Origin of the sequence: Nocardia sp. NPDC003269 (assembly GCF_042888005.1) — a bacterium.
GTDB lineage: Bacteria > Actinomycetota > Actinomycetes > Mycobacteriales > Mycobacteriaceae > Nocardia.
Map to the genome: position 1 here is coordinate 559,639 of NZ_JBIAPA010000004.1, position 18,197 is coordinate 577,835.

General features: G+C 71.1%; 20 protein-coding genes. 12 read left to right on the forward strand and 8 right to left on the reverse strand.

Annotation, left to right across the window (positions count from 1 at the left end):
* Genes ACFYWJ_RS30945 through ACFYWJ_RS30955 form a run of 3 tightly spaced genes read right to left on the reverse strand, consistent with a single transcriptional unit; the run spans position 1 to position 3,510 of the window.
* On the reverse strand, positions 1-1,521 hold the full coding sequence (locus ACFYWJ_RS30945) for an aldehyde dehydrogenase family protein (protein ID WP_387162853.1): 1,521 nt from the start codon (positions 1,519-1,521) through the stop codon (positions 1-3).
* A gap of 28 nt (positions 1,522-1,549) precedes the next feature.
* Positions 1,550-2,611 carry a PDR/VanB family oxidoreductase gene (locus ACFYWJ_RS30950; protein WP_355276717.1) on the reverse strand — a complete coding sequence of 354 codons (1,062 nt, stop codon included), beginning with the start codon at positions 2,609-2,611 and terminating at the stop codon, positions 1,550-1,552.
* Positions 2,612-2,616: 5 nt separating this feature from the next.
* The gene (locus tag ACFYWJ_RS30955; RefSeq protein ID WP_355276716.1) at positions 2,617-3,510 is read right to left on the reverse strand and encodes a metal-dependent hydrolase; all 894 of its coding nucleotides are present in this window, start codon (positions 3,508-3,510) and stop codon (positions 2,617-2,619) included.
* A gap of 97 nt (positions 3,511-3,607) precedes the next feature.
* Here ACFYWJ_RS30955 and ACFYWJ_RS30960 point away from each other — a divergent pair, with 97 nt between their 5' ends.
* Positions 3,608-4,222, forward strand: coding sequence for a helix-turn-helix domain-containing protein (locus ACFYWJ_RS30960; RefSeq protein WP_355276714.1), 615 nt, complete (start codon positions 3,608-3,610; stop codon positions 4,220-4,222).
* A 49-nt stretch (positions 4,223-4,271) separates the two neighbouring features.
* Here ACFYWJ_RS30960 and ACFYWJ_RS30965 read toward each other — a convergent pair whose 3' ends face one another.
* Positions 4,272-4,868, reverse strand: coding sequence for a TetR/AcrR family transcriptional regulator (locus ACFYWJ_RS30965; protein ID WP_355276712.1), 597 nt, complete (start codon positions 4,866-4,868; stop codon positions 4,272-4,274).
* Positions 4,869-4,923: 55 nt separating this feature from the next.
* On the opposite strand from ACFYWJ_RS30965, the gene ACFYWJ_RS30970 reads away from it, so the two are divergent.
* From ACFYWJ_RS30970 to ACFYWJ_RS30980, 3 genes are read left to right on the forward strand one after another with little or no spacing between them, the layout of a single operon-like run.
* Positions 4,924-7,089, forward strand: coding sequence for a molybdopterin-dependent oxidoreductase (locus ACFYWJ_RS30970; RefSeq protein WP_355276710.1), 2,166 nt, complete (start codon positions 4,924-4,926; stop codon positions 7,087-7,089).
* Position 7,090: 1 nt separating this feature from the next.
* Positions 7,091-7,351 (forward strand): ferredoxin family protein, encoded by a 261-nt coding sequence (locus tag ACFYWJ_RS30975; protein WP_355276708.1) that lies wholly within the window; start codon positions 7,091-7,093, stop codon positions 7,349-7,351.
* Complete coding sequence (locus ACFYWJ_RS30980) at positions 7,348-8,670, forward strand: FAD-dependent oxidoreductase (protein WP_355276706.1); 1,323 nt, start codon at positions 7,348-7,350, stop codon at positions 8,668-8,670. The genes ACFYWJ_RS30975 and ACFYWJ_RS30980 overlap by 4 nt, the downstream gene beginning before the upstream one ends.
* Positions 8,671-8,691: 21 nt before the next feature.
* On the opposite strand, the gene ACFYWJ_RS30985 is transcribed toward ACFYWJ_RS30980, so the two are convergent.
* A complete protein-coding gene (locus tag ACFYWJ_RS30985) occupies positions 8,692-9,153 on the reverse strand; it encodes a VOC family protein (protein ID WP_355276704.1) in 462 nt (153 codons plus the stop codon).
* A gap of 122 nt (positions 9,154-9,275) precedes the next feature.
* Here ACFYWJ_RS30985 and ACFYWJ_RS30990 point away from each other — a divergent pair, with 122 nt between their 5' ends.
* From ACFYWJ_RS30990 to ACFYWJ_RS31000, 3 genes are read left to right on the forward strand one after another with little or no spacing between them, the layout of a single operon-like run.
* Positions 9,276-10,250, forward strand: a complete 975-nt coding sequence (locus tag ACFYWJ_RS30990) for a YafY family protein (RefSeq protein WP_355276702.1) — start codon at positions 9,276-9,278, stop codon at positions 10,248-10,250.
* A gap of 34 nt (positions 10,251-10,284) precedes the next feature.
* Entirely contained in the window at positions 10,285-11,160 is an 876-nt protein-coding gene (locus tag ACFYWJ_RS30995) for an alpha/beta hydrolase (protein ID WP_355276700.1), read from the forward strand.
* Between the two features lie 38 nt (positions 11,161-11,198).
* The gene (locus ACFYWJ_RS31000) at positions 11,199-11,933 is read left to right on the forward strand and encodes a MerR family transcriptional regulator (protein ID WP_355276699.1); all 735 of its coding nucleotides are present in this window, start codon (positions 11,199-11,201) and stop codon (positions 11,931-11,933) included.
* 7 nt (positions 11,934-11,940) lie between these two features.
* On the opposite strand, the gene ACFYWJ_RS31005 is transcribed toward ACFYWJ_RS31000, so the two are convergent.
* Positions 11,941-12,453 carry a universal stress protein gene (locus ACFYWJ_RS31005; RefSeq protein WP_355276697.1) on the reverse strand — a complete coding sequence of 171 codons (513 nt, stop codon included), beginning with the start codon at positions 12,451-12,453 and terminating at the stop codon, positions 11,941-11,943.
* 150 nt (positions 12,454-12,603) lie between these two features.
* On the opposite strand from ACFYWJ_RS31005, the gene ACFYWJ_RS31010 reads away from it, so the two are divergent.
* A complete protein-coding gene (locus tag ACFYWJ_RS31010) occupies positions 12,604-13,491 on the forward strand; it encodes a helix-turn-helix transcriptional regulator (protein ID WP_355276695.1) in 888 nt (295 codons plus the stop codon).
* 67 nt (positions 13,492-13,558) lie between these two features.
* Here the strand turns inward: ACFYWJ_RS31010 and ACFYWJ_RS31015 are convergent, their stop codons facing one another.
* Positions 13,559-14,476 carry an alpha/beta hydrolase gene (locus ACFYWJ_RS31015; RefSeq protein ID WP_355276693.1) on the reverse strand — a complete coding sequence of 306 codons (918 nt, stop codon included), beginning with the start codon at positions 14,474-14,476 and terminating at the stop codon, positions 13,559-13,561.
* 166 nt (positions 14,477-14,642) lie between these two features.
* On the opposite strand from ACFYWJ_RS31015, the gene ACFYWJ_RS31020 reads away from it, so the two are divergent.
* From ACFYWJ_RS31020 to ACFYWJ_RS31030, 3 genes are all read left to right on the forward strand, one after another.
* The gene (locus ACFYWJ_RS31020) at positions 14,643-15,212 is read left to right on the forward strand and encodes a TetR/AcrR family transcriptional regulator (protein WP_355276692.1); all 570 of its coding nucleotides are present in this window, start codon (positions 14,643-14,645) and stop codon (positions 15,210-15,212) included.
* A 73-nt stretch (positions 15,213-15,285) separates the two neighbouring features.
* Positions 15,286-16,308, forward strand: a complete 1,023-nt coding sequence (locus ACFYWJ_RS31025) for a medium chain dehydrogenase/reductase family protein (RefSeq protein WP_355276690.1) — start codon at positions 15,286-15,288, stop codon at positions 16,306-16,308.
* A gap of 31 nt (positions 16,309-16,339) precedes the next feature.
* Positions 16,340-16,936 carry an ABC transporter permease gene (locus ACFYWJ_RS31030; protein WP_355276688.1) on the forward strand — a complete coding sequence of 199 codons (597 nt, stop codon included), beginning with the start codon at positions 16,340-16,342 and terminating at the stop codon, positions 16,934-16,936.
* Between the two features lie 50 nt (positions 16,937-16,986).
* Here ACFYWJ_RS31030 and ACFYWJ_RS31035 read toward each other — a convergent pair whose 3' ends face one another.
* On the reverse strand, positions 16,987-17,787 hold the full coding sequence (locus ACFYWJ_RS31035) for an alpha/beta hydrolase (RefSeq protein ID WP_355276686.1): 801 nt from the start codon (positions 17,785-17,787) through the stop codon (positions 16,987-16,989).
* A gap of 146 nt (positions 17,788-17,933) precedes the next feature.
* Here ACFYWJ_RS31035 and ACFYWJ_RS31040 point away from each other — a divergent pair, with 146 nt between their 5' ends.
* Positions 17,934-18,131, forward strand: a complete 198-nt coding sequence (locus ACFYWJ_RS31040) for a three-helix bundle dimerization domain-containing protein (protein ID WP_355276684.1) — start codon at positions 17,934-17,936, stop codon at positions 18,129-18,131.
* Positions 18,132-18,197: the final 66 nt, after the last annotated feature.

Genomic DNA, 18,197 nt, shown 5'->3' on the forward strand with positions numbered 1-18,197 from the left:
TTACCGATTCCTTCCGTGCAGCACGGTGACCAGGCGATCGACGAGGGCGTCGGTGGTCTCGCCGCGGGTGAACGTGGTCAGCGCGGGCGGCATCGCGAAGCGCTGACGGGTGGTCGCCTTGGCGTAGGTGAACTCCTTGAGTCCGTCCTCGCCGTGCACGCGGCCGAAGCCGGAGTCACCGACGCCGCCCAGCGGCAGGCGCGCGATGGTGGCATGGGCGACATAGGCGTTGATGGAGGTGCCGCCCGCGCGGATCCGGTCGGCGATCCGCTTGCCGTTGCGCCGGGAGAAGACGGTGCTGCCCAGCCCGTAGGGCCCGGCGTTGACCCGTTCGATCGCCTCGTCCATGTCCCGCACCCGGGCGACGGTGAGGGTCGGGCCGAAGGTCTCCTCGGTGACGGCGAGCGCGTCTTCCGGTACACCGACCAGGATGGTGGGCTGCACGAACTGACCGTCGATCGCGCGGGCACCCCCCAGCAGGGCCCGCGCGCCGCGCGCCAGCGCGTCCTCGATGTGATCTCGGATGATCTCGATCTGCTTGGGCATGGTGATCGGGCCGATCTTCGCCGCGCCGGTGCCCGCCCGCAGATCTGCCGCGCGGTCGAGGAGTTCGGCGAGGAAGTCGTCGTAGACGTCGGTGTGCACGTACACCCGCTCCACCCCGAGACAGGTCTGGCCCGCGTTCGACATGCCGCCCCACACCGCGGCGTCGGCGGCCGCGGCCAGGTCGGCGTCGGCGTCGACCACGAGCGCGTCCTTGCCACCGAGTTCCATCAGCACCGGCGTGAGTGTCTCCGCGCACGCGGCCATGACCCGCTTGCCCGTGGCGGTCGAGCCGGTGAACCCGATCTTGCCCACCCCGGCCCGGCACAGGGCGGCGCCGGTTTCCCCGAGGCCCGTGATCACCTGGAACACCGGCTGTTCCGGCACCACCGCCGCGAACCGCTCGGCCAGCCAGTGCCCGACACCCGGCGTGTACTCGCTCGGCTTGAACACGACCGCGTTGCCCGCGGCGAGGGCGAACGACACCGACCCCAGCGGCGTGAACACCGGATAGTTCCACGGCCCGATCACGCCGACCACCCCGAACGGGCGGTACTCGAGCGTGCATTCCTGATTCAGGGCGAGCAGCCCCGGCCGGACCGCGCGCGGGCCGAGCACCCGGCGCGCGTTGCCCGCCGCCCAGGCGAGATGTTCGAGCGCCATGGCGATCTCGAGCCGCGCGTCCGAGCGCGGCTTGCCCATCTCGGTGTGGATGAGCTCGGCGAGTTCGGCCCGCCCCCTGGTGATCTCGGACCGCCAGGCGTCCAGTCGCCGGGCCCGCTCACGGAAGCCGATCCGCGACCACCAGTCGGCGGCCCGGCGCGCGTCGGCGACCGTGGCCGCGACGTCGGACGCGGTGTGCAGCGGATACGTGCCGACGACCTTGCCGGTCGCCGGCGAGACGACGTCGAAGGTCGAGTCCTCCCGCGCGGGAACAGAATTCACGGATTCCGCGGAAGAGAGTGTTGTTCGCCCCATCGACGACCCTTTCTCGTTCATGCCCTGCTCAGAGATCGAGGACCAGGGATTCGCCTGCCGCGCGGGACACGCAGGTCAGCATGTGGTCGCCGCGCTCGGCGTCGAGGAGTTTGCGGTCGCGGTGATCGACCTCGCCGGCCAGGACCGCGACCTTGCAGGTGCCGCAGAAGCCCTGCCTGCACGAGTACACGGCGTCCGGCTGGACCCGGGTGATGGCGGACAGGGCGGTCTCGTCCGCGCCCACCCGGACCGTGGTCCCCGATCGGGCCAGCGTGATCGCGAATTCCCGGCCGTCGACCACCGGTGCCGCGGAGAACCGCTCGGTGTGCAGCGAACCCGTCGGGTTGACGGTGAAGGCGTGGCGGTGCGCGGCGTCGAGGACCGGCGGCGGACCGCAGACGTAGATCGCCGCACCGGGCGCGGCCCGGCCGAGCAGTTCGCCGACGTCCGGGGTGCCGAACTCGTCGTCGGGCCGGATGTCGATCCGGCGGCCGCCGAGAACGGCCAGTTCGTCGAGGAACGGCATGGTCGCCCGCGAGCGCCCCAGGTAGATCAACTGCCAGCGCGCACCCGCGCGGGCCGCCGCCCGGACCATCGGCAGGATCGGCGTGATCCCGATCCCGGCCGCGACGAACAGGTACGACGGCGCATCGATGAAGTCGAACGCGTTGCGCGGGCCGCGGATTCGCAGCGCGTCGCCCACCGCCAGCTGGTCGTGCACCTCGATCGATCCGCCCTCGCCGTCGGCGATGCGGCGCACCGCGATCCGGTAGCGGCGCCGATCCGCGGGGTCACCGCACAGCGAGTACTGGCGTTGCTTGCCGGAGGGCAGCACGATGTCGAGGTGCGAGCCAGGCCGCCACGGGGGCAGCGGCGCGCCGGTCGGCGAGGTCAGGGTGAGGCTGGTGACGTCGACCGCCACCGGCTCGATTCCCGCGACGGTCACCGGAATCTCGAAGCCGGTGTGCCGCACCGGGTTCGGTCGCGAGATGAGCGATGCCGCGCGCCCGGAGACGAACAGCTGCCGATAGCCGTCGGCGACGGCGCCGATCGCGCGCAGGGCGGCGGGCGGGGTGTACCGCTCGGTCATCGCCGTCACTGCTCGGCCGCCCGCGCCGCGGGCGAATGCGCGAGATAGCGCAGCGCGCGATCCATCGGACCCAGCTGGGACGGATGGAAGCCCGGCCGCAGGTAACGCGGGATCTCGGTGAGGAACAGACCGAAATTCGGCATGATGCCCCGAGCGGTCGCCCGCACCAGCTGCACCGGCCAGGACGGGCCCTTCTTCGGCGACGGGTCCTTGGCGTAGAGGTAGGCCGAGGACAGGATGAAGGTCGCGAGCAGACTGGTACTGGCCGCCACCGCGGTGCGCGCCTTGCGCGCGTAGCCGCCGTCGACGTACATGTAGGCGTCGTAGACCACGCTGCGGTGCTCGACTTCCTCGGCGCCGTGCCAGCGGATCAGATCGAGCATGGTCGGGTCCATGCCGAGGTCTTCGAACTTGTCGTTCTCCAGCAGCCATTCGCCGATGACGGCGGTGTAGTGCTCCATCCCGGCGAACAGCGCGAGCCGCTCCTTGAGCCATTCCTCCTTCGCCCGGCCGGTCAGGCCGTGGTCGCCGAGGATGCGATCGACGAACCAGGCGAAGGTGCGGACCATCGAGTCGACGTCGAGGCCGATGGCCTGGAGGTGGTCGCGCGCGCCGGCGTGGCTGCTGGCGTGCATCGTCTCCTGGCCGACGAAGCCCTGCACCTCTTCGCGCAGCCGCTGGTCGTCGATGTAGGGCAGGGCCTCGGCGAGCGCCTGGGCCATCGCCCGTTCGCCTTCCGGCAGTACCAGGTGCATGACATTGATGACATGGGTCGCGAAGACCTCGCCCGGGATGTAGTGCATCGGCACATCACCGAAGTCGAAGTGCACGTCTCGCGCGTGGATCGCGTGCGCTTCCTCGCGGTGATGACGCCTCGTTGCGTCAGCGGAGTGAGCCATGCCTCAACCGTACGATGCAACACAAATGATTGCAATGTTGCAGCAACAAATTGTGTGGATATGTTGCACCGGGCCCCGAGTTGCTACCGTGGTTCCCATGACCGCGGCGTCCCCCACCTCGACGAACACCCCCGACACCGACGATTCCGCGGCGGCGCGCATCCTCGACGCGGCACTGGTCCAGTTCGAGCAGGTGGGCGTCAAGAAGACGACGATCGAGGACATCGCCCGCCAGGCCGGCGTCGACCGGGCGACGGTGTACCGCCGGGTCGGCTCCCGCGACGACGTGGTCACCGCGGTGTTCGCGCGGGAGGTCGCGCGGGTATTGGCCGACCTGCGCAGCCTGCCGGGCAAACACGACGACCTCGACGACCTCGTCGCCGACATCCTGGTGACGGTCGTCGGCCGGTGGCGCGATCACCCGCTCGTGCAGCGACTGCTGGTCCTCGAACCGGACCGGGTGATGCCGCACCTCACCACCGACAGCGCGTCGACCTTCACCATGTCGATCCTGACCACCGAATCCATGCTGCGGGAAGCGATCTCGGCCGGACTCCTACCCGAGCCATCGGACCTGCTGGCCCGCGCCGAGGTGCTGTGCCGGGTGGTGCACTCGATGATCCTGGCGCCGAGCGGCCTGCTCCCCTTACGGACCGACGAAGAACTCGACGCCTTCGCCCGCACCTATCTCGTTCCGATCATCACCCGCTGACCGTGCGCGACCAGGTCCACCACGGACAGGTCGCGCGAAACGCGTCCCGTCAGCGCATCGGCGCGACGGGTATCAGCGCACGCAGCACATCGGTGAGACTCGCCGCCGGGATGCGCGGGTCCATCGCCCGCTGCGCGCCGATGCCGTAGGCCAGGCCGACGAAGGCCAGCGCCGCCAGCTCCGGGTCGAGGCGCCGGGTGAGCGCCGGCGAACTCCGCCACGCGGTGGCGATGGCCTGCCGCATCCGCGCCTGCCGGTGCGCGATCGCGGCGCGCAGCGCCTCCTCGTTGGGATCGGCGGCCAGCACCTCGAGTTCGAGTCGCACCCAGGCCAGATTGCCGAGGACATCGGCCAGCTCGACCTCGGCGGAGTCGAGCAGCGCGGGCAGATTCCCGGCGTCCAGCTCGCCGAAGTTCGCGATGACCCGATCCACCGTGCCGATGTAGAGCTCGTCGAGCACAGCGGTGCCGAGCGCGGCCTTGTTGGCGAAATTGGAGTAGACCGCACCCACCGTGTAGCCCGCCCTGGCGGCGACGGAGACGAGCGATGTCGCGCGAAATCCCTGCTCGAGGAACATCGCGGTGGCCGCCTCGATGATCAGCTTGCGCGTCTGCTGCTTGGCCTCGACCCGGTTGACGCGTTGCATGCGGTCAGTCTACTCAGATAACGTGATTATCTGAGTGCTGACGAAAGGCCGCGAAATGCGCGAGGAAAAAGTCACCTTCTGCCGGATCTGTGAGCCGTTCTGCGGCATGATCGCGACAATCGAGAACGACAAGCTGGTCGGCCTGCGACCGGATCGGGATCACCCGTTGTCGAAGGGATTCGCCTGTCCGAAGGGCATGGCGTACCCGAACGTCCAGAACGACCCCGACCGCGTGCGCTACCCGCAGCGGCGGCGACCCGACGGCGGCTTCGAGCGCGTGAGCTGGGACGAGGCGATGACCGATATCGCGGCCCGCCTGCGGCACCTGCGCACGGAGTACGGCGGGCACACCATCGCGAGCTACATGGGCAACCCGGCGGCGCTGAACTACTCGGGAGCGCTGTGGGGTCAGGTCGCCTTGAAGGCCTTCGGCGTCACGAAGTTCTACTCCGCGGGTTCGCAGGACACCAACAGCCGCCTGGTCGCGAACTACCTGCTCTTCGGCAACCTGCTGCTGCAGCCACTGCCGGACCTCGACCACACCGAACTGCTCGTGATCCTCGGGGCCAATCCGGTGGTCTCCCATCTCAGTCTGGCCAGCGTGCCCCGGGTGTCGGACAAGCTGCACGCGATCACCGGTCGGGGCGGTCGCGTGCTGGTGATCGACCCGCGCCGCACCGAGACCGCGCGCGAGTTCGAGTGGCTGCCGATCGTGCCGGACGCCGACGCCTGGCTGCTGCTGTCGCTGGTCCATGTCCTGTTCGAGGAGGAGTTGGTCCCGCACCGGGTCCGCGAGATGGCAACGGGGGTGGACGCCATGCGGGCGCTCGCGGCGCCGCACACCCCCGAGGCGACGCACGCGCACACCGGTATCGACCCGGAGCAGGTCCGCTCGCTGGCCCGTCAGCTGGTCGCCCGGAAATCGGTCATCTACGGCCGGCTCGGCGCCTGCCTCGGATCCTCGGCCACCCTGGTCAACTTCCTGATCGACACGGTCAACCTGCTGGCGGGCAACCTCGATGTGCGCGGTGGCGTGGTCTTCGGACAGTCGCCGCTGCGCCTGATCGAGCTGGCGGCGCGGGCGGGGATGGGCAGCGACTACCAGCCGGGAGATCCGGACACCGGACGGCTCCCGGTGGTCATGGGGATGTATCCCGCCGCGCCGATGGCCAGCGAGATGACCGTCGACGGTCCCGATCGCGTCCGGGCGCTGATCGTCCAGGGTGGCAACCCGGTCCTGTCCACGCCGGCGGCGGCCGATCTGGAGACGGCGATGCAGGGGCTGGACCTGGTGGTTTCGCTCGACCTGTACGTCAACGAGACCAACCAGTACGCCGACTACATCCTGCCGTGCACGGCGATGTACGAGCGGGAGGACCACGCGCTGTTCGCCGGCGCGCACTACCTGCAGCCCTTCCTGCAGGTCACCGACGCGGTCGTCCCCGCGCCCGGCGAATGCCGAGAGGAGTGGGTCATCCTGCAGGAGCTGATGGAGCGCGTCGGCGTCGGGCCCGCGCCACACTGGTTGGTCGCGGTCACCAGCCGGGTCGGCCGGCTGCTCCGGATACAGCCCACCCCGCGCCGGATCCTCGACGCGCTGATCCGGATGGGCACCGTCGGTGATCGGTTCGGCCTCCGTCCCGGTGGGCTCACCCTCGCCGAACTGCTGCGCAGGCATCCACACGGCCTCGTCGTCGCCGAGCAGGTCGAGGTGGGCAGGCTGCGCGAGATCGTGCGGCACAAGGACCACCGGGTCGCGCTCGACCATGCCGAGATCCGCGCCGAGGTCGCGCGGCTGGCGGCCCGCGAACCGGCCGCCGACTTCCCGCTGCGCCTGATCGGACAGCGGGAGCCCCGCTCGGAGAACTCCTGGATGCACAATGTGGCCACGCTGCGGGCGGCCCGCGATCCGCACGCCGCGCGGATGCACCCGGCCGATGTGGTCGAGCTCGGGTTGACCCACCGGGGCCTGGTCCGGCTGGTGTCCAAGGCCGGGGCGATCGAACTGCCGGTCCTGGCGACCGAGGACATCAGCCGCGGCGTGGTGGCCGTGCCGCACGGCTGGGGTCACGGCGGCCGGGGGTCGTGGCGGCGCGCGAACGCGGAGGGCGGGGTGAACGTCAACGAGCTGGCCTCCACGGATCCGGCCGATCTCGACCCCCTGGCCGGAATGTCGCACCTCACCGGCATTCCGGTGCGGGCCGAGCGGGTGGGAGCCTGACGTGGCGTACGTGATCGGTCCGGCCTGTGTCGCCGACTATTCCTGCCTCGAGGTCTGTCCGGCGGACTGCATCCGGCCCCGCCCGGACGACCCCGGGTTCGACTCCGCCGAGCAGCTCTACATCGATCCCCGGTCGTGCATCGACTGCGAGGCGTGCGTGTCGGCGTGCCCGGTCGGCGCCGTGCACGAGGCGACCCGCTTGCCCACCGAGATCGCCGACTACGCCGGGCACAATGCCGCCTGGTTCGAGGAGACCGCATGAAGCCGCTGCGCGTCGCCGTCGTCGGGGCCGGTCCGTCCGGGCTCTACGCCGCGGGCCACCTGCTCGAGGGCCCCGGGGGGACCTACCTCGACGGTCGCCTCACCGCACTGCACACCCGGGCCGTCGAAGTCGACGTCTTCGACCGGCTGCCGACCCAGTGGGGACTGGTCCGGCACGGTGTCGCGCCGGACCATCCCGACAAGAAGCAGGTCGCCACGGTCTTCGAGCAGATCGCGGCGCGTCCCGGGTTCCGGTTCTTCGGCAATATCGAGGTCGGTCGCGACGTGTTGACCCGGGAGCTCGCGCAGTGGTACGACGCCGTCGTCTACGCCGTCGGCGCGACGGGTGACGCCACCCTCGGCATCCCCGGCGAGGACCTGCCGGGCTGCCTGGCCGCGCGCGCCTTCGTGGCCTGGTACAACGGCCACCCCGACTACAGCACGGCCCCGATCGACCTCTCCGGCGAGCGGGCGGTCGTGATCGGCAACGGCAACGTGGCCATGGATGTCGCGCGTCTGCTCACCACCCCGATCGACACACTGGCACGGACCGACATCGCCGATCACGCGCTCGACGCCTTGCGGGCGAGCCGGGTGCGCGAAGTCGTCGTGCTCGGCCGCCGGGGCAGACAGCACGGCGCGTTCAACAACCCCGAGCTCGAAGAGCTGGGGCACCTACCAGGCGTCGACCTGGCCGTCGTGCACGGCGAGCCCGAGGACTCCGCCGCCCTCGACCCGTCGACCGCGCGCAAGCTGCGGACGCTGCACGACTACGCGACCCGGCCGTCGACCGGTGCCGAGCGCCGCATCGTCCTGCGTTTCCAGACCTCGCCCCTGGAGGTCCTCGGCACGGAGTCCGTGCGCGGCCTGCGGGTCCGTGGCCCGGACGGTGACGAAGTGCTCGACGCGGGCTTGGTGCTGCGCGCGATCGGCTACTTCGGGACACCGACACCCGGCCTGCCGTTCGACCACGATCGCGGCGTCATCCCGCACACGGACGGCCGGATCACCGGCGTCCCCGGCAGTTACGTCACCGGCTGGATCAAGCGGGGACCGCGCGGGATCATCGGCACCAACAAGAAGTGCGCGCGCGACACGGTCCGTTCCCTGCTGGCCGACGCCGACGCGGGTGCGCTCCGTCCCGGAACCCACACCGGCGAGCAGGTGGAGCGGGCGCTGCGCGAACGTCGGCCCGCGCTGGTCGACCAGGTCGGCTGGCTGGCCCTCGACCACCACGAGCGCGCCGCGGGCCTCGCGGCCGGGAGGCCACGGGTGAAGGTCACCGACCTCGCCGGGCAACTCGCGCACGGCGTGCGCTGATCCGATCCGGCGGACAACCGGTCAGTCGAGGCAGAATTCGTTGCCTTCGGGGTCGGCCATGACGATGAAGCCGAAGCTCATCGGGGGCTCGGGTTCGAAGCGGCGCAGCCGGGTCGCGCCGAGGGCGACCAGACGCGCGCATTCGGCTTCCAGGGCGGTCATCCGCTCCTCGCCCTGGAGGCCGGGGGCCGCGCGGACGTCGAGGTGGACGCGGTTCTTGGCGACCTTGCCTTCCGGCACCTGCTGGAAGAACACGCGCGGGCCGTCCCCCGCCGGGTCTTCGATGGCCGATCGGGTGTTGCGCTGTTCCGCCGGAACACCGAGCCGGGCGAGGAATTCGTCCCAGGCGGCCAGCGGGTCGGCGCCGTCCGCCAGCTCGACCCCGGGCGGGCCGGGATGCGCATAGCCGAGCACCTCACGCCAGAAGGTCGACAGCGCCTTCGGATCGGCGGCGTCGAAGGTGACCTGGAATCGGCGGCTCATCGCGATAGCTTCCTCTCGTCGGTTCAGCGGATGGTCCCAGTCGAGGCCGACTGCGTCCCTGCGGACACTCTCGCACCAATAGCGGACAGATCAGGTCCGCTATCTCTGGCACGCTGAGAAACGTGACCACCGACAGCGCGGAACGCGGCCAGACCGAGCGGGTCCTCACACTGCTCGGGCTCCTGCAACAGCGGCAGGTGTGGACCGGTCCCGAGCTGGCCGAACGGCTCGGGATCACCACCCGCACGGTCCGCCGCGATGTCGACCGGCTGCGCGCTCTCGGCTATCCGGTCCAGGCCGGTCATGGGGTCGGCGGCGGCTACCGGCTCGGTCCCGGTCAGGAGCTGCCGCCGCTGCTGCTCGACGATCAGGAGGCGATCGCCACCGCGGTCTCGCTGCTGGTCGGCGCGGGCGGGGCCGTCACCGGCGACGGCGCGCTGCGGGCACTGACCAAGCTCGACCGGGTGCTGCCGACCCGGCTCCGGCACGAGGTGCGCGCGCTGACCGGCTCGGTGGAGTCGTTCGGCACCGGGCACACGCCGGTCGACCCGGACGCGCTGATCACCCTGGCCAGGGCCTGTCGGGACGAGGTCGAGGCGGGGTTCGGCTATCCGTCCGCAGGCGCGACGCGACGCAGGCGGGTCGAGCCCTATCGCCTGGTCGCCTCGGATCGGCGCTGGTACCTGTTCGCCTACGATCTCGACCGCGCCGACTGGCGCAGCTTCCGCGTCGACCGGATGACCGAGGTCGCCGCGCGCACCTGGCGGTTCCGGCCGCGCCCCGCACCCGACGCGGCGACCTACGTGCAGGAGGGCGTGGCGAGCCGGGTCTATCCGAAGCAGGCGCGCTTCCTCGTGCACGCGGACGCCGACACCGTTCGCGCCCAGCTCCCCGGCTCGACCGCCGTGGTCCGCGAGCGCGACCGGACGTCGTGCGAAATCCTCAGTGGTGCCGCCGATCTCGACATCCTGCTGGTGCGGATACTGCTGCTCGGCCACGACTTCGCGGTGCTCGATCCCCCGGAGCTGGCGGCGCGCTGTCACGCGCTGGCGGACCGGCTGCGGGCGGCGGGCACCGCGATCCCGGGCGGGACTTGACCTTGACCCTGCGTCAGGGTCGCAGAGTGGTCGCATGACGAACATCAGCGACCACGCCCCGCCGATCGGCGGGTTCCAGGAGATCGACGGCCGACGCCTCTTCGTGTTCCGGTCCGGTACCGGTGGGCCCGCGGTCGTCTTCCTGCCGGGCGCGAGTGCCGTCGGCCTGGACTATTTCGGTGTCCAGCAGCAGGTTTCGCAGTTCACCACCGCCGTCGTCTACGACCGTGGCGGCACCGGGTACAGCGACGCGCTGCCACTCCCGCGCACGGCGGCCGAGGTCGCCACCGAGCTGCGGGAACTGTTGCGGGCCCGCGACATTCCCGGCCCGTACGTGCTGGCGGCCCACTCCCTCGGCGGGTTCTACGCGCATCGGTTCGCGCAGTTGTACCCGGGCGAGGTCGCGGGGCTGGTCTGGCTCGACGCCCTGCACCGCGACTGGGACGACCACGTGCCGCCCGAGGCGCGGCTGGCCGCGACCGAGCGACTCGGGCCCGACCTCGCCCAGCTCGCCGAGCTGCGGCCAGCCATGCGCGCCATGCGGGCCGAGCTGCTCACCGGCTATCCGGCCGCGATCAGGGACGCGCTGCTCGACGCCAAGGGCAGCGACGCCTGGCTGCGCACCGGGATGGCCGAACGCCGCACTCTCGTACCGCTCGCCACCGAATTGCAGGGCGGGCCGGGGATTCCGGACGTGCCGGTGGTCGCGCTGACCGTGGTCTCCGACGACCCGGCCCAGCACGAACTCGACGCCGCCAAGACGCGGATGGACGCGGCCCTGGTCGGCGCCGTCTCGCACGGCGAGCAGCGCGTGCTCACCGACACCTTCCACCACCGGCTCTGTTTCGACCGGCCGGATGCGGTGGTCCGGGCGATCCGGGACGTCCTCGACCGGGCGGCCCGCCCGTAGACTCGGCGGCGACGATATTCGACGACCCGAGGGGACCGGTGCTCACGATCGGCCAGCTCGCGGCGACGGCCGGGGTGACCGTGCGCGCCGTGCGCCACTACCACCACGTCGGCCTGCTGCCCGAGCCGCAGCGCGACGCCTCGGGCTATCGCCGCTACGGCGCGCAGGCGGCGGTGGACCTCATCCGGATCCGCACCCTCGCCGACGCCGGGGTGCCGCTGTCGCGCATCGACGCACTGCTGCACGCCGAGCCCGCCGAGTTCGCCGCCGCCGTCACCGCCATCGACGACGAGCTCCGACGCAGGATCGACCAGCTCACCGACTACCGCCGCCGGATCGCCGCGCTCGACAGCGGCGAGCGCCTGGTGCTGCCCGCCGAGGTGGTCGACCTGCTGGACCGGATGCGCGCGCTCGGCATCGGCGAGCGCCGGATCCGCCTCGAACGCGACGCCTGGATCCTGTTGCAAGCCATCGACCCGCGCGCGCTCCCCCGCCGCGTGCGCGAGAAGAACGCCGACTTCGACGACCCGGCGACGACCCGGTTGATGCTGGCCTGCGACCGATCCGTCGACTGGGACCCGCGCGAACCACGCCTCGACCAGCTCATCGACGAGCTGGACGCCTGGGAGATCGCGCACGAGAGCGACACCGACCGCCCGGCGAACCACCTCGTCACCGCACACATCGCCGAGGCGTCCCCAGCCTGGCAGCGCATCGTCGAAACGCTCGCCCACCGGGCCGAACAGCGTCGGACTTCGGTGCGCGACGGCTGAACCGAACTCAGTCGCCGGGGCCTGCCGGGACCAGCAGCACCGGGCGGTGCGCGTCGTGGACGAGGTGGGCGGACACCGACTCACCGAGCAGGCGTTCGACGAGCGACTGGAGTCCGTGCCGGGGTGCGCCGATCACGATCATCGACGCGTCGTAGGTCTCGGCGAGGGCGTCCAGCAGGTGCGCCGGGTTGCCGCGGCGCGCGTAGTAGGTCCAGTTGCCCGGCAGTTCGGCGAGCCGAGCGCACGCGGCGGCACGTTCCCGCTCGACCGTTTCGGTGACGGCCCGCTCCCAGTCGGCGGCGTCGGGATCGGTGGGCAGATCGTCGGCGTCGATGACGTGGACGACGTGCAGGTGAGCGCCGAGCCGGGTGGCCAGGCCGATCGCGACACCGAGGGCCACATCACTGGCCCGGTGCCGGTCGTAGCCCACCACCAGGTGTGTGGCCGCCGCCGGACCGGCGGGACCGTCCACCCGCAGCACCTCGCTCCGGTCACCCGGTTGTCCGGAACCGTCGGTCATCGGTCCTCCTGAGAAGTCCGGCCGGGCCCACCGAGGCGGTCACCCGCTCCCCACCATCATGCGCTCCGCGGCCCGGCGGCCGGTATCCGCGCCGGACGGGGGTACCGCCAGACCCTCCATCCCGCACAACAACCGCCTTAACCTGGAGGGATGGAGTTCGCCGAGGACATCAAGGAGTTCCTGACGACCCGTCGCGCCAAGATCGTGCCGGGGCAGGTCGGGCTGCCGACCAGCGGGCGACGCCGGGTCGCCGGGTTGCGCAGGGAGGAGGTCGCGCTGCTGGCGGGGGTGAGCGCGGAGTACTACATCCGGATCGAGCGCGGGCGCGTGGACGGGGTCTCCGACGACGTGCTGCACGCGATCGCGAGTGCGCTGCGGCTCGACGAGGCCGAGACCGAGCACCTGTTCGATCTCGCCCGCGCCGCCACCACCCGGCCGGGGCGCAGGCGCGGCCAGGCGCCGAAACGCGAACAGGTGCCCGAGGGGATTCTGGCCCTGATGGATTCGATGACCGCGCCTGCGGTCGTGCAGAACGGCTGCCTCGATCTGCTCGGCGCCAACACACTCGGCCGCGTCCTGTACGGGCCGGTGTACGAACGGCAGACCGGCACCCCGAATCTCGCGCGGTTCCTGTTCCTCGACCCGCGCGCGGGCGAGGTCTTCCCGGAGTGGGAACGCGCCATCGACGAGGTGGTCGCGCTGCTGCGGGTGGAGACGACGCGGGCGCCGCAGTCGACCGCGCTGACCGGGCTGATCGGCGAACTGGCCACCCGCAGTACCGAATTCCGCACCCGCTGGGCCGCCCATGACGTGCGGGTTCATCGCCGGGGCACCAAGACGTTCCGGCATCCCGCCGTCGGCACGCTGGCCCTGCGCTACGAGGCGCTCGAGATCGGCGGCACGGCGGGCCTGACCCTGATGGGTTTCACCGCGGTACCCGGCTCCACCGCCGACGAGGCGCTGCGGCTGCTGTCGAGCTGGGCGGCCACCGAGCAGACAGCCGCGACCACACCGGTGTCCCCGGCGATCGACGAGTAAGCCCTTCGACGACGCGAAAACAGCGCAGCGGCGGAGGATTCCGCCGCTGCGCTGTTCCGGTGTGCGCTCAGTTCCGCGCGGCCAGGTTCTCCTGGAAGAACGGCGTCGCCTCGGTGACGGCCCGCTCGACGTACTTCGGCACGTCGTAGAAGTCCATGTGCGCGGCACCGTCGACGACCACCAGTCGCTTGGGGCTGCGCACCCGCGAGTACAGCCCCGCCGAGGCCCACAGCGAGCCGGCCTCGCTACCCGCGATGATCAGGATCGGCTGTGTGAGCAGGTCCTCCACCAGGTGGAACGCGTCGAAGCCGAAGATCTTCGAGATGCTCTTGGTGAACAGCTTCTTGTTCTGCGCGTTGGGGTGCTGCGCGCGCGGGGTCAGGTAGTAGTCGCTCGCCTCGACCAGGTCGCGCGGTGTGTTCTCGTCCGGCTGCGCGGGCACGTACGGGATGTAGGCGGGTTCGGCGCCCTGCGCCTCGGCGGTGCGCTGCCCGGCGACGGCGTCCAGGGTCGGCACGGCGGCGGAATCGGGGTCGGTGCCCAGCCAGCCACGGCGGTAGGACGAGCCGATGTCGATGCCGCTGACGGTGGCCAGCGCCTTGATCCGGTGGTCGGTCTTGGTCGCGGCGACGGAGTAGCCGCCACCGGCGCAGATGCCGAACACGCCGACGCGCTCGGCGTCGATGTAGCCCAGCGACTGCAGGTAGTCGACCGCGGCGCGGACGTCCTCGACGCGGGCGCCCGGGTCCTCCAGGAAGTGCGGTTCGCCGCCGCTCTCGCCCTGATGCGACGCGTCGTAGGCCAGCGCGACGAAGCCCTGCTCGGCGAACTTGCTCGCGTAGAGCCCCGCGGTCTGCTCCTTCACGCCGCCACCCGGATGCACCGTGATGATCGCGGCGTAGCTGCCGGCCGGGTCGAAACCGGCGGGCAGGTGCAGGTTGCCCGCGATATCGATCGGCCCACTGGGGAACTTGACGGATTCCATGAAAACTCCCTGCTAGAGAAGGTGCTCGACCGATCGGTGCGAGCCTCGATCTCTACTCTGCTGCGCCGTGGGCGAGCGCGGGAGAGCCGGTTTATAGGGGGTACCGGCTGTTCCCCCCACCGGTGCGGATTGACGCCCCAGAAAGAGTGAGTGTACAGTCACTCACATGAGCAAGAGCGGAGCCACCCTCTCCAAGTCGGACGTGCGGCGCGATGCCGTGGTCGACGCCGCGATCGTCGAGTTCGCCAGAACCGGCTATCACGGCACGCCGATCAGCACGGTGGCGGCGACGGCTCAGATCTCGCCGGCGTACGTGTTCAAGCTGTTCCCCGGCAAGGTCGCCCTGTTCGTCGCGGCGCTCGAGCGGTGCTTCGACCGGATCGTGGCGGCCATGTCGAGCGGTGCGGCCAGGTCCACCGGCGAGAGTCCCGAACAGATCCTCTACGACATGGGCGGCGCCTACGCCGAGCTCATCGGCGACAAGAGCCTGCTCATGCTGCAGGTGCACGCCCAATCCGTCGCGGACGTGCCGGAGATCGGCGCGGCCCTGCGCGACGGGCTGGCCAGGGTGACCGAGCTGGCCAAACAGCGCTCGGGCGCCGCGGACGAATACGTCCAGCGCTTCATCGCCTTCGGCCAGCTCTGCCACCTGATCACCACCCTCGGCCTCGACGGCGACAACAGCGCCTGGGCGCAGATCGTCACCGCGGGCATCCGCCACCCGAAACCCCACTGACCGGCAATGCCCCGCCCGGGGCATTTTTTCGGACCATCGAGTGATTGACCAGTCACACACTAGGAGTATCGCCATGTCCACCACCGCCACCGAAATCGTCCTGCCCGGCCGCGTCGAACCCGCGGGCCTGCTGATCACCCGGCGCGAACTGCCCGCGCCCGCCGCCGGCCAGGCGCTCGTCCGCGTCGAGGCCAGCGGCGTGTCCTTCGCCGAGCAGCAGATGCGGCGCGGCAAGTACTACGACCAGCCGCCGTTCCCGTTCGTGCCGGGCTACGACCTGGTCGGCACGGTCACCGCGGTCGGGGCCGACGTCGACCCGGCCCTGGTCGGCACGCGGGTCGCCGCGCTCACCAAGATCGGCGGCTGGGCCAGCCACGCCGTGCTCGAGGCGGCCGACCTGGTGCCGGTACCGGCCGCGCTCGACGCCGCCGAGGCCGAGACCTTCGTCGTCAACGGGATCACCGCCTGGCAGATGCTCTTCCGGACCGCGAAGGTCCGCGCCGGGCAGACGATTCTGGTGCTCGGCGCCAACGGTGGCGTGGGCTCGACCCTCGTGCAGCTGGCTCGCGCCAACGGAATCCATGTCATCGGGACCGCCTCGGCCCGCCATGCCGAGGCGGTGCGCGCCCTCGGCGCGACCTGGGTGGACTACCGCGGCGAGGTCGCGCGGCAGGTGCGGGCGCTCGCCCCCGGCGGGGTGGACGCCGTCTTCGACCATGTCGGCGGACCCGGGATCGCCGACTCGTTCGCGCTGCTCGCACCGCACGGCACGCTGGTCTCCTACGGCACCGCGGCCACCAAGAACGACGAGGGCGATTCCCGGCTGCCGGTGCTGAAGCTGTTCGCCCGGCTGATGCTGTGGAACGCGTTGCCCAACAAGCGCAATGCGCACTTCTTCAATCTCTGGGCGGGCAAGCGGAACCGCGCCGGCTTCCGCGCCCGCATCGCCGCGGACCTGGGACAGGTCTTCGCGCTCGCCGTCCGCGGCGACCTGCGCGCCCAGGTCGCCGCCCGCATCCCACTCACCGAGGCCGCCCGTGCCATGGAACTCGCCGAGTCCAGCACGGTCGTCGGCAAAGTCGTCGTCGTCGCCTGATCCGTTCCACCCCGCACCCAGGAGATCTGTGATGTCCCAGCCTGTTTCGTCCACCGAAGCCCGACCGTCGACCCTGCGCGTCCTGCTCGACAACCGGCCGTCCTACCTGAGTTTCGGGCTGGCCTGGCTGCTCGGCCACGGCGCCTACGCCCTGTCCCACGGCGCCGATCCGCTGCTGCGCCTGCCCGCCGCCGTGCCGACCGCGCTACTGATCGCGGGACTGCTGATCGCGATGGTGATCACCAGCGTCGTGACGATGCGGGCGCAGCGGGGCGCCACCGGCGCCGACGCGGTCGTCGGCAACCTGCTCGCGGTGTCCTGGCTGGTCGGATTCGGCGCCCTGTTCCTCGTGATCACCGCGCTGAGTTCGGCACTGGCCCAGGACGATCTGAAGATGCTGCTCTGGCCGACCGGTTCCGGCTTGATCGTCGGCCTGCTCTATCTCGCGGGCGGCGCCGCCTACCGTGACGTCCTGCAATACGCGCTCGGCGCCTGGCTGGCCCTGACCTCGACGGCCGCCCTGTTCCTCGACGGCGCCAGCCCGTACTGGGTGCTGGCCCTCGCGGGCGGCGGCAGCTATCTGGTCGCCGCGGCGGTCGAACCCCGGCGACGGGCCTTGGCCGCCTGACGTTTTCGCCCGATCGCCCGCCCGGACCCGCCGGGCGGGCAATCGGTGGTTCAGCCCGCGGCGGCCTGCTCGACGACCTCGGCGACGACCTGCGGCTGCGCGACCAGGGAGGCGTGCGACGCGGGGATCTCGCTGGTCGTCGCCCCGATCCGGCCCGCCATGAAACGCTGGGACGCGGGCGGGATGACCCGGTCCTCGCCCGAGACCAGGTACCAGCTCGGCAGGTTCCGCCAGGCGGCGGGACCGGACAGCTCGAGATTGGCGGCGACGGCGATCGAGCGCTGGTGGGCGATCATGTCGGCGGCGGTCGCGTCGTCGACGTCCTGGGCGAACACCCGGTGGAACGACGCGGGATCGACATAGCCATCCAGGCTCTTGCCCGCGAGGCCCTGCGGGTCGTCGACCAGTGCGAGTTGCAGGACCGGGGGCAGCAGCTGGCTGCCGGGGAAGCGGATCGGGTCGAGCAGGAGCTGGGTCGGCTCGCCCTGCGTCGGGGCGAAGGCCGCGATGTAGACCAGGGCGGTCACGTCGGGATCGTCGACATTGGTGATCACCGCGCCGCCGTAGGAGTGGCCGACCAGCACGATCGGCCCGTCGATACCGGCGATGGCGCGTTCGACGGCCGCCGCGTCGTTGGCCGGGCCGCGCAGGGGGTTGTCCGGCACCACCACGCGATAGCCGTCGGCGCGCAGGGCGGCGGCGACACCGTCCCAGCTGGTGGTGTCGGCGAACGCGCCGTGCACCAGCACCACGGTCGGGTGCTCGGCGGCCAGGGCGGGCGCGGCGGTGAGCACGCAGGCGCTCAGCCCGGCGGCCAGCGCGAGGGCCGTGCTCGGTCGGATTCTGCTCATGATCGGTCTACCTCTCCCGGCGATCTCGGATTCAGATGACGTGCGGCACGGATCTCTCCTGTCCACCATCACCGCTGCGGCAACATCTGGCAAACAATCCGCGCGATCCGGTTGACCCTCGGTCGACCCCGGCTGACCATGAAGTCATGGCCACCGATGAAGCTCAACAGATCGACGAAGTCGTCGTCCGCCTCACGCAGCGATATCCCAGCATCGCCCCCGAGTTCATCTCCGACACCGTCCACACGGCCTACGACCGGTTCGCCGACGTGCACGTCCGCGACTTCGTCCCGCTCCTGGTCGAGCGCCGCGCCAGCCGCAGCCTGTCGACCCCGCCCACGTGAGCCGATGAGTGACTTCGGTCCCGCGCGAAAGTGCGCAAAGCCCGTTTCGGCCGTCCGGATCCCGGG